Raw genomic sequence first — 15,641 nt, forward strand, 5'->3', positions numbered from 1 at the left:
GTGGGGCCGTGCACCGTGCCGGTCCGCGGCGGGTTGCGGTGTCTTATCCGTTTTCTCCCCCTGGCCCGCCGTTGTGTTTCTCCCCTCGCCTCCCTCCCCCGCTCCCGGGCGGGCTAGCGCGGTGCCCCGCGCCAGCCCGTGACCGGAAGTGCGAACTTGGCCACCAGGCGGTCCGTGAACGAGGCGTGGTGCAGCCGCGCCAGCCGTACCGGCACCGCGCCGCGCCGCACCTCCACCCGGGCCCCGGCCGGCAGTTCGACGCTGCGCCGTCCGTCGGCCCACAGCACCCCGTGCGGGGTCTGCGGCTGCACCTCGACGGCCAGCACCGAATCGGGCGCGGTCACCAGGGGTTTGGCGAACAGCGCGTGGGCGCTGATCGGCACCATCAGCAGCGCCTCCACCTCGGGCCACACCACGGGCCCGCCCGCCGAGAAGGCGTACGCGGTGGATCCGGTGGGGCTGGCGCACACCACGCCGTCGCCGCCGAAGCTGGAGACAGGGCGGCCGTCGACCTCGATGACGACCTCCAGCATCCGCTCGCGGGCCGCCTTTTCGACGGAGACCTCGTTGAGCGCCCAGTCGGCGTGCACGACATGGCCGGTGCCGGGGGTGTGCGCGTTGTAGCCCGCGTTGCGTACGAGCACGTCGAGGGTCATCCGCTCCTCGACCTCGTAGGCGCGGGAGACGACGCGGTCCACGACCTTGTCCAGATCGTCCCGCTCGGCCTCGGCGAGGAAGCCGACCCGGCCGAGGTTGACGCCCAGCATCGGCACACCCGAGGCGCGGGCGAACTCGGCGCCGCGCAGCAGTGTCCCGTCCCCGCCCAGCACCACCAGCAGCTCGCAGCCCTCGGCGGCGTCCGGCTTGGCCGTCACGGTCTGCACCCGGTCGGGCAGCGGCAGATCGGCCGCCTCCTCCGCGAGCACCCGCACCCCGATGCCGCAGCGCAGCAGCCCCTGGACGACCAGCTCGGCGCTGCGCACAGCGGCGGGTCTGCCGGTGTGGGCGAGGAGGAAGACCGTACGGTCCCCGCCCTCGGCGGCGTCCCCCGCACCGGTCCCGTGGGGCTGTGCTGGCCGCGTAGCTCGGCTGTCCTCGGTCACTTGGGCCCCTCCGCCACCGCTCGCTCGACTTCGGCCGGGTCGAGGTCGTCGGCCCCGGCACGCAGCCACAGAAAGTATTCGACGTTTCCCGAGGGCCCGGGCAGCGGACTCGAGGTGACGCCCAGCGCGCCCAGACCCAGGGCAGCCGCCTGTCCGGCGACCGTCCGCACGGCCTCGGCACGCAGCTCGGGGCTGCGCACGACACCGCCGCTGCCCAGCCGTTCCCTGCCCACTTCGAACTGTGGCTTCACCATCAGCACCAGGTCCGCCTCGGGCACGGCACACCGGACGAGCGCGGGCAGCACGAGCCCCAGGGGGATGAACGACAGATCACCGACGACGAGTTCCACCGGCTCGCCACCGATCGCCTCCAACGTCAGTTCCCGGACATTCGTACGGTCCTTGACGGTGACGCGGGGGTCGCTCTGCAAGGACCAGGCAAGTTGCCCGTAGCCCACGTCCACGGCGACCACATGGTCCGCACCCGCGCGCAGCAGCACATCGGTGAAACCGCCGGTGGAGGCGCCCGCGTCCAGCGCACGCCGGCCCGCCACCCGCAGCCCGCGCGGAACGAAGGCCTCCAGCGCCCCGGCGAGCTTGTGGCCGCCGCGCGAGACATAGTCCGGATCGCTCTCGTCCGACTTGACCACCACGGCGGCGCTCGTCTCGACCTGGGTGGCCGCTTTCGTCGCCACGTTGCCCCCGACCGTGACCCGCCCCGCGGCGATCAGCCGGCCGGCGTGCTCCCGCGAACGGGCGAGGTTGCGGCGCACCAGCTCCGCGTCCAGTCGGCGTCGTGCCACGGGTCAGCTCCGGGGGGTGTGGGGTCGGTCCAGCGCGGCCAGGCTCTCGCGCAGGCCGCGGTGGACATCTTCGTACACCTCCAGATGGCCGGAGACAGCGAGGTGGTCGGCGTCCTCCAGTCGCTTGAGCTGGGCGTCGACCGGGGCGTATCCGGTGGGGCGCACCCCCACGCCGAGGGGCCGCGGGCCCTCCTCGGGCTCGTCGGCCGGCTCCGCGGCGCCGCCGACGCCCTCGGCGCTCCCGGCGCCTTCGGCCGGCTCGACCGGCTCGGCCTGCCCGTGCGGCTCCTCGGGCTGCGCTGTCTCGTCGTACCGCTCGGTGCCGCCGGCCGAGAGGTGCTGCTCGGGGGTGGGGGCGTGCCCGGGTCCCTGCGCGAACTCGCTCATGCCCCGACGCTACCTCCCGGGTCTGACAGACTCCCGGGTCCGGCAGCTCAGCGTCGCGCGGCGGGCACCACCAGGGGGGTACCGGTCTCCGGGTCGTCGATGACGCGGCACGGCATGCCGAAGACCTCCTCCACCAGCTCCGCCGTCACCACCTCGGCGGGCTCCCCCTGCGCGACGATCCGGCCGTCCCGCATGGCGATCAGGTGGGTGGCGTAGCGGGCCGCGTGGTTGAGGTCGTGCAGTACGGCGACGAGCGTCCGGCCCTCCTCCTCGTGCAGCCGCGCGCACAGGTCGAGGATCTCGATCTGGTGGGCGATGTCCAGATAGGTGGTGGGCTCGTCCAGCAGCAGCAGCGGCGTCTGCTGGGCCAGCGCCATGGCGATCCATACGCGCTGCCGCTGGCCGCCGGAGAGTTCGTCCACGAACCGGTCGCCGAGCCCCTCCACGCCGGTGGCCGCCATGGACTCGGCCACCACCCGCTCGTCGTCCCGCGACCACTGGCGCAGCAGGCCCTGGTGCGGGTAGCGGCCGCGGGCCACCAGGTCGGCGACGGTGATCCCGTCCGGGGCCGTGGACGACTGGGGCAGCAGTCCCAGGGTGCGGGCCAGCGCCTTGGCGGGCAGGCCCGCGATGTCGCTGCCGTCCAGCAGCACCTGCCCCCGCGTGGGCTTGAGCATCCGCGAGAGGGCGCGCAGCAGCGTCGACTTGCCGCAGGCGTTGGGGCCGACGACGACCGTGAACGACTGGTCCGGTACGGCGACATCGAGCTCGCGGGCGATGGTGCGCTGGTCGTAGGCGAGGGTGAGGCCGTGCCCGGTCAGCCGGGGCTCGCCGGTCGCCGTGGCAGCGCCGTCGGAGGCCGGCTCCTTGTTCTCCGTCGCGGTCTTCATCGTGTCCCCGCCTCTGTCGTGTGCGTCTTTCCTGGGTGGGCCCGAGCCGTTCGCCGCGGCGCCGCAGCCGAAATGTTCGGCCCTCTCATATCCGTCCCGCCCTGCGCTCGCTCGCCAGCAGCCACACCAGATAGCTGCCGCCCACCACGCCGGTGATCACGCCGACGGGGAGCTGGTGCTCCCCGAAGGCCCGCTGGGCCATCAGATCGGCGCAGATCAGCAGTGCGGCGCCCATGCACAGCGAGGGCAGCAGGTTGGGGCCCGGCGCCTTGGTGAGCCGCCGGGCGAGCTGCGGTGCCGTCAGCGCGACGAAGGAGACCGGCCCCGCCGCGGCGGCCGACAGCGCCACCAGCAGCACCCCGGCGGCCAGCAGCGCGAGCCGGGTGCGTTCGACGCGGACGCCGAGCGCGTAGGCCGCGTCGTCGCCCATCTCCATCATCCGCAGGGCACGTCCGCAGCCGAGCAGCACCAGCGGGACGAGCACCACCATGCCGTAGACCAGCGGCAGTACGTCGCTCCAGCCGCGCCCGTCCAGGCTGCCGGTCATCCACAGCACGGCCCGGGACGCCTCGGTGATGCCCGCGCGGGTGATCAGATAGCTGTTGACGCCGGTGAGGATGGCGGTGGCGCCGACTCCGACGAGCACCAGCCGGTAGCCGTGCATACCGCGTTTCCAGGCGAGGGCGTAGATCAGCGTGCCGGTGACGACGGCTCCGGCGACGGCGCCGCCCGCCAGCAGTGCGCTGCTGCCGCCCGTCGCGAAGATGACCAACAGCGCCCCGGACGCGGCCCCGTTGCTGAAGCCGAGGATGTCGGGGCTGCCCAGCGGGTTGCGGACGACGGCCTGGAAGACGGCGCCGCACAGCCCCAGGCTCGCCCCGACGAGCAGTGCGGTCGCGGCGCGGGGCAGCCGCAGTTCGTTGACGATGAACGCGTCGGCGGGATCGCCCTGGCCGAGCAGCGTACGGATCACATCGCCAGGCGCCATGGGGTATTCGCCGCTGCCGATCGCGAACACCGCGGCGACCAGCGCGAGCAGCAGGCAGCCCGCGCCGATGAGCAGGGCGCGCGGCCGGTAGTTGACGGAGAGGCCGCCGGGGGTGCGTACGACACTCGTACGGATGCCGGTGAGGCTCATGCTTGTGCCACCCTCCGCCTGCGCACGAAGTAGAGGAAGAACGGCCCGCCCACCACGACGGTCACGATGCCGACCTGGAGTTCGCTGGGCCGGCCCAGAATGCGTCCGAGGATGTCCGCGCCGAGCAGCAGCACGGGGGCCAGGACGGCGCAGTACGGCAGCATCCAGCGCTGGTCGGGGCCGGTGAGCGCGCGCACCATGTGCGGCACCATCAGCCCGACGAACACGATCGGCCCGCAGGCGGCGGTGGCGGCGCCGCACAGCAGGGTGATGGCCACGATGGCGGCGGCACGCGTCCGGGTGGGCCGGGAGCCGAGCGCACGTGCCGCGTCGTCGCCGAGCGCCAGCGCGTTCAGCGGCCGGGCCAGTACGAGCGCCAGCAGGGCGCCGACGGCGATGAAGGGCAGCGCCGAGGCGACCGTCGAGTCCTGGGCGCGGGCCAGTGAGCCGACCATCCAGAACCGCATCCGGTCCAGCGAGGCGGTGTCCAGGAGCTGAACGGCGCTCACATACGAGACCAGCGCGGCGTTCAGCGCCGTACCCGCGAGGGCGAGCCGGGCCGGGGTGGCTCCGCGCCCGCCGCCGACGGCGTAGACGAGTGCGGAGACGGCGGCGGCGCCGAGGAAGGCGAAGCCGATGTAGCCGGTGTACCCGGTGATGCCGAAGAAGGAGATGGCGGTGACGACCGCCGCCGCCGCGCCCGCGTTGATGCCCAACAGCCCGGGATCGGCCAGCGGGTTGCGGGTGAGCGCCTGCATGACGCCGCCCGCCAGGCCGAGCGCGACCCCGGCGAGCAGGCCCAGCAGGGTGCGCGGCAGCCGCATCTCGTGGACGACGGTGTAGCTCGCCGAGCCGCTGTCGACCAGCCCCGACCATGCCTCGCCGAACGAGAGCGGGCGGGCGCCGAAGACGAGGCTGAGGAAGACGACGAGCAACAGGACGAGTGTGGCGGCCAGCAGACCGGCGGCCCGTGCGAGCGGAGCCCGGGCACGTGCGGGCTGGTCCTCCTGCCCGGCCGCCGGTTGTCCCGCTCCACGGCGTACTGCCGCTGAACCCCCTTGGACCTGCGGGGACTTGGTGAGAGTCACGTACGCGCTCCGGTCGGGGCCGGGGAAGACGGGACGCCCGGCCACTGGACAACAACAACTTTGGTTAGGTTAGCCTAACTGCGAACTCGGCCCCATGGCCGCCCCGTGTACGTCCGCGGTATGGCCGCGGTGCGTTCTCAGTACGTCGAGAGAAGGCCGGAGAAATGCCCAGCTCTTCCCCCATATCCCACCTTTCGCGCCGCGGTCTGCTGGCCGCGGGCGGCGCCGCCGGTCTCGGAGCGCTGCTCGCCGCCTGCGGAAGTGAAGGCTCCGGATCCGGTTCGGGTGGTGGCTCGAAGGGCGAGGGCTGGGCCTTCACCGACGGCCGCGGCAAGAAGGTCACCCTGGACGCCGTTCCCGAGCGGATCGTCGCCTACACGGCCACCGCCGCGGCGCTGTGGGACTTCGGCGTACGCGACAAGGTCGTCGGTGTCTTCGGCCCGACGAAGCAGAAGAACGGCAAGCCCGATGTGCTCGCCGGGGACATGGACATCTCCAAGGTGAAGATCATCGGAAACGCCTTCGGCGAGTTCGACCTGGAGAAGTACGCCAAGCTCCGCCCCCAACTGCTGATCAGCAACATGTACCTCAAGGACGCGCTCTTCTACGTCCCGGACGAGAGCAAGGACAAGATCTTCAAGCTCGCGCCCCAGGTGGCCATGAAGGCCGCGGAGGTCCCGATGCTCGAGGTCATCCAGCAGTACGCGAAGCTCGCCGAGTCGCTGGGCGCGGACGTGAAGGCCAAGTCCGTCACGGACGCCAAGGCGCGCTTCGAGCAGGCGGCCGAGCGGCTGCGCAAGGCCGCCAAGAGCGGTATCCGCGTGATGGCCGCCTCCGGCGCACCCGACCTGTTCTATGTCTCCGACCCCGACGCCAACGCCGACCTCAAGTACTTCAAGCAGCTCGGCGTCGACTTCGTGAAGCCCAAGAAGATCAGCAAGCAGGGCTTCTTCGAGGAGCTGAGCTGGGAGAACGCCGACAAGTACCAGGCCGACCTGATCATCCTGGACAACCGGACCCGGTCCCTCCAGCCCAAGGCCCTCAAGTCGAAGCCGTCCTGGAACGACCTGCCCGCCGTCAAGAAGGACCAGGTCGCCCCGTGGGCGGCCGAGCCGCGCTTCTCGTACGCGGGCGCCGCACCACTGCTGGAGAACCTCGCGGAAGCGATCGAGAAGGCCAAGAAGGTCCGTTGATCCTCCGCTGACGCGGCTGCCGCCCGGCCCGCGTCCCGACCACCCGCACGCCGGACCCCTCCCCCTCGCCAGGAGCAGACACGATGAGCACGGTCAGCACGGCGCAGTCCGCGCCCTCCACCGTTCCGTTCGAGTTCTTCGAGCTGCACGTCGTACGAACCCGTCGGCTGGGCCCGACCATGCTGCGGGTCACCTTCGGCGGCGAAGGGCTGGATCGTTTCGCCTCCGGCGGCCGGGACCAGCGCTTCAAACTCTTCCTGCCGCAACCGGGCCAGACCAGGCCCGTGGTGCCGGTCGAGGCGGGCGAGAACTGGTTCACCGAGTGGCGCGCGATGGACGAGAACATCCGCGGGATCATGCGCAGTTACACCGTGCGGGCGCTGCGCAGGGGCAGCGAGTACGGCGCCGCCGACGAACTGGACGTCGACTTCGCCCTGCACGGCGAGACCGGTCCCGCCTCGCGCTGGGCGCTGCGTGCCATGCCCGGGGACCGGGTCACCCTGCTCGGCCCGGTCGTCGCGGACAACGCCGGCGTCGACTTCCGGCCGCCCGAGGGAACCGACTGGGTGCTGCTGAGCGGCGACGAGACGGCGCTGCCCGCCATCGGCGCCATCCTGGAGTGGCTGCCCACCGGGATGCCGGTACGGGTGTTCGCGGAGGTGGCGCACCGGGAGGACGTCCAGGATCTGCCGACCCTCGCGGACGCGCGGATCAGCTGGCTGGTACGGAACGAGGCGGCGACCGCTTCGCGGACGGAGCGGATGGTCGAGTCGGTGCGCGCCGCCGAACTTCCCGCGGGCACGCCGTACGCGTGGCTCGCGGGCGAGGCCGGCTCCGTCAAGGCCGTGCGCAGGCACCTGGTCGCCGAGCGCGGATTCGACCGCCGGGCGGTCAAGTTCACCGGGTACTGGCGGCTGGGGGCGACGGAGGAACAGCTGGTCGCGGAGGCGCTCGCGGGCTCGGCCGGCTGAGGCCGGGCGCACCGGCCCGGCCGGGGTCTCAGAACCCCAGCCGGGCCAGCGCGTTCTCCGTATCCAGTCGGCACTCCCCCGCCGCCGACCAGGCCGCGCCGCACAGTGCGCGCAGCCCGTCCACCGGGTCGCCGTCGCCCTCCAGCGTCAGTTGGTCCGCTCCGGCGTGCGCCAGCCAGCCGCGGCACCCGAAACCCGAGTCGGCGTCCCCCGTCACCTCCGGCTGGGACTCCAGCAGACTCCGCAGGTCACGGGCCACATAGGTGGGCCGGTGCACGGGCCGCGCCGCGAGCAGTTGAGCGGCGTCCGTCACGCCGGTCAGTACCAGAAGTGAGTCCACGCGCCCCGCGTGCGCCCCCTCGATGTCGGTGTCGAGCCGGTCGCCGACCACCAACGGGCGTCGTGCGCCGGTACGCAGGATGGACTCCCGGTGCATCGGCGGCAACGGTTTACCCGCGACTTGCGGCTCCGGCGGCGTCCGCAGCCACCGGGTGGCGATACGGACGACTTCGACGGCCGAGCCGTTGCCGGGCGCGATGCCGCGCCCGCTGGGAATCGTCAGATCGGTGTTGGACGCGAACCAGGGCACCCCGCGCTGCACGGCGATCGCCGCCTCGATCAGCCGCCCCCACTCCATGGCGGGCCCGCCATAGCCCTGCACCACGGCCGCGGGCTCCTCGTCGGCCGTCTCGACGACGGTCAGCCCCCGCTCCTCCAGCGCGACCCGCAGCCCGTCGGCACCGACGGCCAGTACCCGGGCGCCCCGTGGAACCTGTTCGGCGATGAGCCGGGCGACGGCCTGCGCCGACGTGATCACCTCCTCCGCCGCCGCGGGCACGCCCAGCCGGGTCAGATGCGCGGCGACCGTCTGCGGCGTGCGGGCCGCGTTGTTCGTCACGTACGCCAGCCGCAGCCCGCTCTCCCGCGCGGCGGCCAGTGAATCGACCGCGTGCGGCACGGCCTCTCCCCCGGCGTACACCACCCCGTCCAGGTCCAGCAGCGCCGTGTCGTACGCGGTGTGCAGCCCGCTGTCGCACGGCAGCGGGCGGGACGGCAGGACCGGCTCGGCGGGCTCGGTTGCCCGGGCGGTGCCGGCTGCCTCGGCTGCTGGGCTGTGCTGCATGAGGGCTTGCTCCTTGTTTTCTCTCCCGTGGTGCGCGGAGGGCCGTGGGCGGTCCCCGCGCCGTACCGATCCTCTCGTACACCGCCGCGCGCTCCGCACCCCTGCGCCCCCTGTGCCCCGCTCCACCGGGGAGAGGGAACGGGCATACCATGCACAGATGACCGTCCGAGGACTGAGACTCGCCCCGTTCCGGGGGCTGCGCTACGCGCCGGAGAGGGTCAGCAGCCTCGCTGCAGTGACCTCGCCGCCGTACGACGTGGTGGTCACGCCGGACGGACTGCGGCAGCTGGAGACGGCGGACCCGTACAACATCGTGCGGCTGATCCTTCCGCAGGCCGAGGACCCGACCACCCGGCACCACAAAGCAGCCGAGACACTGGGCCGCTGGCAGGCCGACGGGGTGCTGTCCCGCGATCCACAGCCGGCGCTGTACGTCTACGAGCAGCGCAAGGGCGAACTGCTGCAACGCGGCCTCATCGGGGCGCTGCGGCTGTCGGCTCCCGAGGAGGGTGTCGTCCTGCCGCACGAAGAGGTGATAGACGAGGTCGTGGCCGACCGCGCCGATCTGATGCGCGAGATGGCCGCCAACCCCGAGCCGCTGCTGCTCTCCTACCGCGGCAACGGCACCCGTACCGGCGCGACCGCCGTCATCGAGCGGGCCACGCTCGGCCCGCCGCTGGCGGCGACGACCACGGAGGACGGCTTCGCGCACCGGCTGTGGGCCGTCACGGACCCGGCCGAAATCGCCGAGGTCGACGCCGAACTCTCCCGGCGCAGCGCACTGATCGCCGACGGTCACCACCGCTGGGCGACGTATCTGCGGCTGCGTGCCGAGCAGGGCGGCTCCGCCGAGGGTTCGCCGTGGGACTACGGCCTGGTCCTGCTGGTCGACACCGCGCGCTATCCCCTTCAGGTCCGCGCCATCCACCGGGTGCTGCCCAGGCTGCCGCTCAAGCGGGCGCTCGACCTCCTCGACCGCGCGGGCGCCGGATACGGGGAGGGGGGCGCCTTCCGCGTCCGTACGCTGGAGGCGCCGCTGGACGAGGCGCTGGAGGAGCTGGAGGACACGGCGGGGAACGCCTTCCTGCTGACCGAGGGAGAGGGCGTCTTCCATCTGGTCGACCAGCCCTCCCCCGCCCTGCTGGAGCGTACGGTCGACACGCACCGGCCCGCGGCGTGGCGGCAGTTGGACGCCGCGGTGCTGCACTCGACGCTGCTGGACGCTGTCTGGCAGGTGCCCGACCGCCCCGAGGACATCAGCTATCTGCACCACACCGAGGCGGCTCTGGAGCAGGCGGCGGGGCACGGCGGTACGGCCGTACTGCTGCGCGCCGTTCCGGAGGAGACGGTGCGGGCGCTGGCCGAACAGGGCGTCACCATGCCCCGGAAGTCGACCTCGTTCGGCCCGAAGCCCGCCACCGGGCTGGTGCTCCGCCCCCTCTACTGACCGGCACATCACCCTCCGGCACGGCCTACTCACGCTGCCCGGGACCCACTTGCATGCTCAGCGACGGGTTTGGTTAGGCTAGCCTTACCTGACCGCGCGAGCCGCGCGGTGTGCCACGTCCGTGTCAGGAGGACACTTCATGAGCAGCAGGTCCCACCTGCTCAACGACAGGACAGCGGAGCACTACAGGCGCTCCCTCACGCACGGCGTCGAGCGGGTCGCCGCGAAACTCGCCGGCGCGGAACAGCCGTTCACCGGCGTCACGCCGGCCGAGCTCGCCCCCACCGTCTCCGCTGTGGACCTGGACAAACCCCTGGGCAACGCTCGCGAAGCGCTGGACGAACTGGAGCGTGTGTACCTCCGCGACGCTGTCTACTTCCACCACCCGCGCTATCTCGCACACCTCAACTGCCCCGTGGTCATCCCGGCGGTACTCGGCGAAGCCGTCATCGCGGCCGTCAACTCCTCGCTGGACACCTGGGACCAGAGCGCGGGCGGCACCCTCATCGAGCGCCGCCTCATCGACTGGACGGCACAGCGCATCGGCTTCGACACCGCGGCGGACGGCATCTTCACCAGCGGCGGCTCCCAGTCCAACCTCCAAGCGCTGCTGCTCGCCCGCGAGGAGACCTGCCGCCTCGTGCGCAAGAACTCCGAGACGTCGCTGAGCACCGCGCAGATCCTGCCCACGCTGCGGATCCTCACCTCCGAGTGCAGCCACTTCAGCATCGAGAAGGCCGCCGTGCTGCTCGGTCTCGGACCCGAGGCCGTCATCCCGGTCCCCACCGACGAGCAGCGCCGGATGCGCGTCGACGCGCTGACGGAACAGCTGGAGCGCTGCGCGCTTGCCGGAGAGACGGTGATGGCCGTCGTCGCCACCGCGGGCACCACCGACTTCGGCAGCATCGACCCGCTGCCCGCCATCGCCGACCAGTGCGAGCGGACCAACACCTGGCTGCATGTGGACGCCGCCTACGGCTGCGGGCTGCTGACCTCGCCGCGCCGCCGCGCGCTGCTGGACGGTGTGGAGCGCGCCGACTCGGTGACCGTCGACTACCACAAGTCCTTCTTCCAGCCGGTCAGTTCCAGCACCGTCCTGGTCCGCGACCGGGACACCCTGCGCCATGTCACCTACCACGCGGACTACCTCAACCCGGCCCGCAGCGTGGAGCAGGAGATACCCAACCAGGTCGACAAATCGATCCAGACCACGCGCAGGTTCGACGCGCTCAAGCTCTGGATGACGCTGCGTGTGATGGGCGCCGACGCACTCGGTGAACTCTTCGACGAGGTCGTGGACCGCGCCGCCGACGCCTGGCGGCTGCTGGACGCCGACGAACGGTTCGAGGTCGTCGTCGAACCCCAGCTCTCCACCCTCGTCTTCCGCTACCTGCCCCGAGACGGGCACTTGGACGACGGGACGCTGATCGACCGGGCCAATCTGCACGCCCGCGAGGCGCTGTTCGCCTCCGGCGAGGCCATCGTCGCCGGCACCGTGGTCGACGGCCGCCACTACCTCAAGTTCACCCTGCTCAACCCGGAGACCTCGCTGGCCGACATCGCCACGGTCCTCGACCTGATCGCCGCACACGCCGGCCAGTACGCCGACCGGCACAACGCCGCCCACCCGCCCGCCCTCAGCGCCGCCCAGGCATGCTGACCGACCCCCCACGGAGCCCCCACGTGACTCCCTCCAGCGCCCACCCGGCCGACGCGCCCGTACACGACTTCGTCGCCATCGGCCTGGGCCCCTTCAACCTGGGCCTCGCCTGTCTGACCGCACCGATCGCCGAGCTCGACGGCGTCTTCCTGGACGACAAGCCGGAGTTCAACTGGCACCCCGGCATGATGCTGGACGACAGCACCCTCCAGACCCCGTTCCTGTCCGACCTGGTCACCCTCGCCGATCCGACGTCGCCGTTCTCCTTCCTCAACTACCTCAAGGAGTCCGGCCGGCTGTACTCGTTCTACATACGCGAGAGCTTCTACCCGCTGCGCGCCGAGTTCAGCGACTACTGCCGCTGGGCCGCCGACCGCCTCGGCGAGACCGTACGCTTCAGCCACCGCGTCACCAGCGTCGAGTACGACGAGGGCGAGGGGCACTACACCGTCCACGCCGAATACCTGCCGGGCGGAGAGCGCCCGGTGCCGCGCACCTTCCGCGCCCGGAAACTGATCCTGGGCACCGGCACCCCGCCGTACCTCCCCGAATCCTGCCGGGACCTGGGCGGCGACCTGATCCACAACTCCCGCTACCTGGAGTACAAGGAAGCCCTCCAGAAGAAGAAGAGCATCACCCTCGTCGGCAGCGGCCAGAGCGCGGCGGAGATCTACTACGACCTCCTCCAGGACATCGACAGCCACGGCTACTCCCTCACCTGGCTCACCCGCTCCCCCCGGTTCTTCCCCCTCGAATACACCAAGCTGACGCTGGAGATGACCTCCCCGGAGTACGTGGACTACTTCCACTCCCTCCCGCCCGACACCCGGGACAGCCTGGTCGCCTCGCAGAAGAACCTCTACAAGGGCATCAACTCCGATCTGATCGACGCCATCTTCGACCTGCTCTACCAGAAGAACCGCCTCGCGCCCTGCCCCACCCGGCTGATGACCAACACCGCGCTCACCGACGCCTCGTACGACGAGACCGACGGCACCTACACCCTCGGGCTGCGCCAGGAAGAGCAGAAACGCGACTTCAGCCTGACCACCGAGGGACTGATCCTCGCCACCGGCTACCGCTACCAGCGGCCCGCCTTCCTCGACCCGATCGCCGACCGCATCGAGTGGGACGCCCGCGGCCGCTTCGCCGTACGCCGCGACTACAGCATCGACACCGCCGGACAGGAGATCTACGTCCAGAACGCCGAGCTGCACACCCACGGCTTCGTCGCCCCCGACCTCGGCATGGCCGCCTACCGCAACTCCTGCATCATCCGCGAACTGCTCGGCCGCGAGGTCTACCCGATCGAGAAGTCCATCGCCTTCCAGGAGTTCACCGCGCCCACGGACGAACCGGCCGGCGCGGCAACGGACGACGCCAGGGCGGGAGCGGACGGTCTGGAGGCAGCGCTGTGACGGCCACCGACGCCACCGTCTTCACCCGTACCGACGAGACGCTGGGCACCTTCGCCCTCCGCCCCGTCGACCCGCTCACCGACGCCGAGCTGCTGCACCGCTGGGTGACCCACCCCAAGTCGGCGTTCTATCTGCTCCAGGACGCCTCACTGCCCGAGGTGGAGCGGGAGTTCATGAGCATCGCGGCCTCCCCGCACCACGACGCCTTCCTCGGTCTGCACAACGGCTCGCCGGCTTTCCTGATGGAGCGCTACGACCCCCGCCATGTGGAGCTGGCCGGGCTCTATCCGCACCAGCCCGGCGACGTCGGCATGCACTTCCTGTGCGCGCCCACCGAGCAGCCGGTGCACGGATTCACCCGCGCGGTCATCACCACCGTCATGGCGATGCTCTTCGCCGACCCGGACACCAGCCGCGTCGTCGTGGAGCCGGACGTCCGCAACACCGCCGTGCACGCCCTCAACGAGGCGGTCGGCTTCCGCGTCGACTCCACCCTCACCAAACCGGAGAAGGAAGCCCTGCTCAGCTTCTGCACCCGCGAGCAGTTCCGGACCGCCACAGGAGTGACCCCCGTATGACCCTCCCCATCACGCCCCAGCCGACCCAGCCGTACGAGGCCGTCAGCCATCTCACCCCCGAGCGCTGGGCGCAGGCCACCCGGCTCCTCGTCCGTAAGGCGCTGGCCGAATTCAGCCACGAGCGGCTGCTGAGACCGGCCCCGCTCGACGACGGCGACAACCGGTACGCGGTCCGCTCCGACGACGGCACCACCGAGTACCGCTTCGCGGCCCGCCGCTTCGCCCTCGACCACTGGCAGGTCGACGCCGACAGCATCACCCGGCACCGCGAGGGCGGCGAACTCCCGCTGGACGCCCTCGCGTTCATCACGGAGCTGCGTGACACGCTGGGCCTGGGCGAGGAGATCCTCCCCGTCTACCTCGAGGAGATCAGCTCCACCCTGGCCAGCACCGCCTACAAACTCGCAGCCCCACCGGTCACCGCCGCGGAGCTGGCCGCTGCCCCCTTCCAGGCCATCGAGGCGGGGATGACCGAGGGCCACCCCTGCTTCGTCGCCAACAACGGCCGCCTCGGCTTCGACATCGCCGAGTACCGTGCCTACGCCCCCGAGACCGGCTCGCCCGTGCGCCTCATCTGGATCGCCGCGCGCCGCGACCGTGCCACCTTCACCGCCTGTACGGACCTCAGCTACGACAAGCTGCTGCTCTCCGAGCTCTCCGCTGGCACGCTGCGCCGCTTCTCCGCCGCCATGACCGAGCAGGGCCTGGACCTGGACGACTACTACCTCATCCCCGTCCACCCCTGGCAGTGGTGGAACAAGCTGTCGGTGACCTTCGCCGCCGAGGTCGCCCAGCGCCACCTGGTCTGCCTCGGCCACGGCGACGACGAACACCTCGCCCAGCAGTCCATCCGTACCTTCTTCAACGCCACCAACCCCGCCAAGCACTATGTGAAGACCGCCCTCTCGGTCCTCAACATGGGCTTCGTGCGCGGCCTGTCCGCCGCCTACATGGAAGCCACCCCCGCCATCAACGACTGGCTGGCGGACCTGGTGGCGAACGACGACATCCTGCGCGACACCGGCCTGGGCGTCCTGCGCGAACGCGCCGCCGTCGGCTACCACCCCGCCCCCTACGAAGCAGCGGCCCCCAAGGGCTCCGCCTACCTCAAAATGCTGGCGGCCCTCTGGCGCGAGAGCCCGGTACCGTTCCTCGACGAGGGCGAGAAGCCCGCCACCATGGCGTCGCTCCTGCACGTCGACCGCGACGGCAACTCTCTGGCCGCAGCCCTCATCGAGAGCTCAGGGCTGGAGCCCACCGAGTGGCTACGCGCCTACCTGCACGCCTACCTGACGCCGCTGCTGCACTGCTTCTACGCCTACGACCTGGTGTTCATGCCGCACGGCGAGAACGTGATCCTGGTCCTGGACGAAAACGGTGCCCCACGCCGCGCGCTCTTCAAGGACCTGGCCGAGGAGATCGCGGTCATGAGCGAGGACGCCGAACTGCCCCCCGAGGTGGAACGCATCCGCGCCGATGTCCCTGAGGACATGAAGATCCTCTCCCTCTTCACCGACGTCTTCGACTGCTTCTTCCGCTTCCTGGCCCCCACCCTCGACGCGGCCGGAGTCCTGGACGAGGCGAGCTTCTGGGCGACGGTGGCCGACGTGACGAAGGCCTACCAGAAGGCAACCCCCCACCTGGCAGCCCGGCACGCCCAGTACGACCTCTTCGCCGACGAGTTCGCCCTCTCCTGCCTCAACCGCCTCCAACTGCGCAACAACCAGCAGATGGTGGACCTCCAGGACCCCGCCGGCGCCCTCCAACTGACCGGCACCCTGAAGAACCCCCTGAGCGCTCACAAATAGGCCGCGGCGAATAATCCCGGGCCGAACGCAGCGA

At 71.3% G+C, this 15,641-nt stretch carries 14 protein-coding genes; 7 read left to right on the forward strand and 7 right to left on the reverse strand.

Features of this window, described 5'->3' with window-relative positions; genetic code table 11:
* Positions 1-113 precede the first annotated feature (113 nt).
* From ACQEU8_RS25335 to ACQEU8_RS25360, 6 genes are all read right to left on the reverse strand, one after another.
* Positions 114-1,103: an NAD kinase gene (locus ACQEU8_RS25335; protein ID WP_433104902.1), complete on the reverse strand. Its 990-nt coding sequence runs from the start codon at positions 1,101-1,103 to the stop codon at positions 114-116.
* A complete protein-coding gene (locus tag ACQEU8_RS25340; RefSeq protein WP_433104904.1) occupies positions 1,100-1,906 on the reverse strand; it encodes a TlyA family RNA methyltransferase in 807 nt (268 codons plus the stop codon). Before ACQEU8_RS25340 ends, ACQEU8_RS25335 begins: the two co-directional genes overlap by 4 nt.
* A gap of 3 nt (positions 1,907-1,909) precedes the next feature.
* The gene (locus ACQEU8_RS25345) at positions 1,910-2,293 is read right to left on the reverse strand and encodes a hypothetical protein (RefSeq protein WP_433104906.1); all 384 of its coding nucleotides are present in this window, start codon (positions 2,291-2,293) and stop codon (positions 1,910-1,912) included.
* A 47-nt stretch (positions 2,294-2,340) separates the two neighbouring features.
* Positions 2,341-3,183, reverse strand: a complete 843-nt coding sequence (locus tag ACQEU8_RS25350) for an ABC transporter ATP-binding protein (protein ID WP_433104908.1) — start codon at positions 3,181-3,183, stop codon at positions 2,341-2,343.
* 85 nt (positions 3,184-3,268) lie between these two features.
* A complete protein-coding gene (locus tag ACQEU8_RS25355) occupies positions 3,269-4,321 on the reverse strand; it encodes a FecCD family ABC transporter permease (RefSeq protein ID WP_433104910.1) in 1,053 nt (350 codons plus the stop codon).
* Positions 4,318-5,409 carry a FecCD family ABC transporter permease gene (locus ACQEU8_RS25360; protein WP_433104912.1) on the reverse strand — a complete coding sequence of 364 codons (1,092 nt, stop codon included), beginning with the start codon at positions 5,407-5,409 and terminating at the stop codon, positions 4,318-4,320. The genes ACQEU8_RS25355 and ACQEU8_RS25360 overlap by 4 nt, the downstream gene beginning before the upstream one ends.
* A gap of 164 nt (positions 5,410-5,573) precedes the next feature.
* On the opposite strand from ACQEU8_RS25360, the gene ACQEU8_RS25365 reads away from it, so the two are divergent.
* Together ACQEU8_RS25365 and ACQEU8_RS25370 are read left to right on the forward strand one after the other, a co-directional pair.
* Positions 5,574-6,602 carry an ABC transporter substrate-binding protein gene (locus ACQEU8_RS25365; protein WP_433104914.1) on the forward strand — a complete coding sequence of 343 codons (1,029 nt, stop codon included), beginning with the start codon at positions 5,574-5,576 and terminating at the stop codon, positions 6,600-6,602.
* An 83-nt stretch (positions 6,603-6,685) separates the two neighbouring features.
* Positions 6,686-7,573: a siderophore-interacting protein gene (locus tag ACQEU8_RS25370; RefSeq protein ID WP_433104916.1), complete on the forward strand. Its 888-nt coding sequence runs from the start codon at positions 6,686-6,688 to the stop codon at positions 7,571-7,573.
* Positions 7,574-7,601: 28 nt separating this feature from the next.
* Here ACQEU8_RS25370 and ACQEU8_RS25375 read toward each other — a convergent pair whose 3' ends face one another.
* Positions 7,602-8,696 (reverse strand): HAD hydrolase-like protein, encoded by a 1,095-nt coding sequence (locus tag ACQEU8_RS25375; protein ID WP_433104918.1) that lies wholly within the window; start codon positions 8,694-8,696, stop codon positions 7,602-7,604.
* A 157-nt stretch (positions 8,697-8,853) separates the two neighbouring features.
* Here ACQEU8_RS25375 and ACQEU8_RS25380 point away from each other — a divergent pair, with 157 nt between their 5' ends.
* The 5 genes from ACQEU8_RS25380 (at position 8,854) to ACQEU8_RS25400 (ending at position 15,607) form a co-directional block, all read left to right on the forward strand.
* Positions 8,854-10,143 (forward strand): DUF1015 family protein, encoded by a 1,290-nt coding sequence (locus ACQEU8_RS25380; RefSeq protein WP_433104920.1) that lies wholly within the window; start codon positions 8,854-8,856, stop codon positions 10,141-10,143.
* Positions 10,144-10,282: 139 nt separating this feature from the next.
* Positions 10,283-11,803 carry a pyridoxal phosphate-dependent decarboxylase family protein gene (locus tag ACQEU8_RS25385; protein WP_433104922.1) on the forward strand — a complete coding sequence of 507 codons (1,521 nt, stop codon included), beginning with the start codon at positions 10,283-10,285 and terminating at the stop codon, positions 11,801-11,803.
* The gene (locus ACQEU8_RS25390) at positions 11,797-13,221 is read left to right on the forward strand and encodes a lysine N(6)-hydroxylase/L-ornithine N(5)-oxygenase family protein (RefSeq protein WP_433104924.1); all 1,425 of its coding nucleotides are present in this window, start codon (positions 11,797-11,799) and stop codon (positions 13,219-13,221) included. The genes ACQEU8_RS25385 and ACQEU8_RS25390 overlap by 7 nt, the downstream gene beginning before the upstream one ends.
* Positions 13,218-13,799, forward strand: a complete 582-nt coding sequence (locus tag ACQEU8_RS25395; protein WP_433104926.1) for a GNAT family N-acetyltransferase — start codon at positions 13,218-13,220, stop codon at positions 13,797-13,799. The genes ACQEU8_RS25390 and ACQEU8_RS25395 overlap by 4 nt, the downstream gene beginning before the upstream one ends.
* Positions 13,796-15,607 carry an IucA/IucC family protein gene (locus tag ACQEU8_RS25400; protein ID WP_433104928.1) on the forward strand — a complete coding sequence of 604 codons (1,812 nt, stop codon included), beginning with the start codon at positions 13,796-13,798 and terminating at the stop codon, positions 15,605-15,607. Before ACQEU8_RS25395 ends, ACQEU8_RS25400 begins: the two co-directional genes overlap by 4 nt.
* Positions 15,608-15,641: the final 34 nt, after the last annotated feature.

Source organism: Streptomyces sp. CA-250714 (assembly GCF_050936705.1).
In the GTDB taxonomy this organism is placed as follows: Bacteria; Actinomycetota; Actinomycetes; order Streptomycetales; family Streptomycetaceae; genus Streptomyces.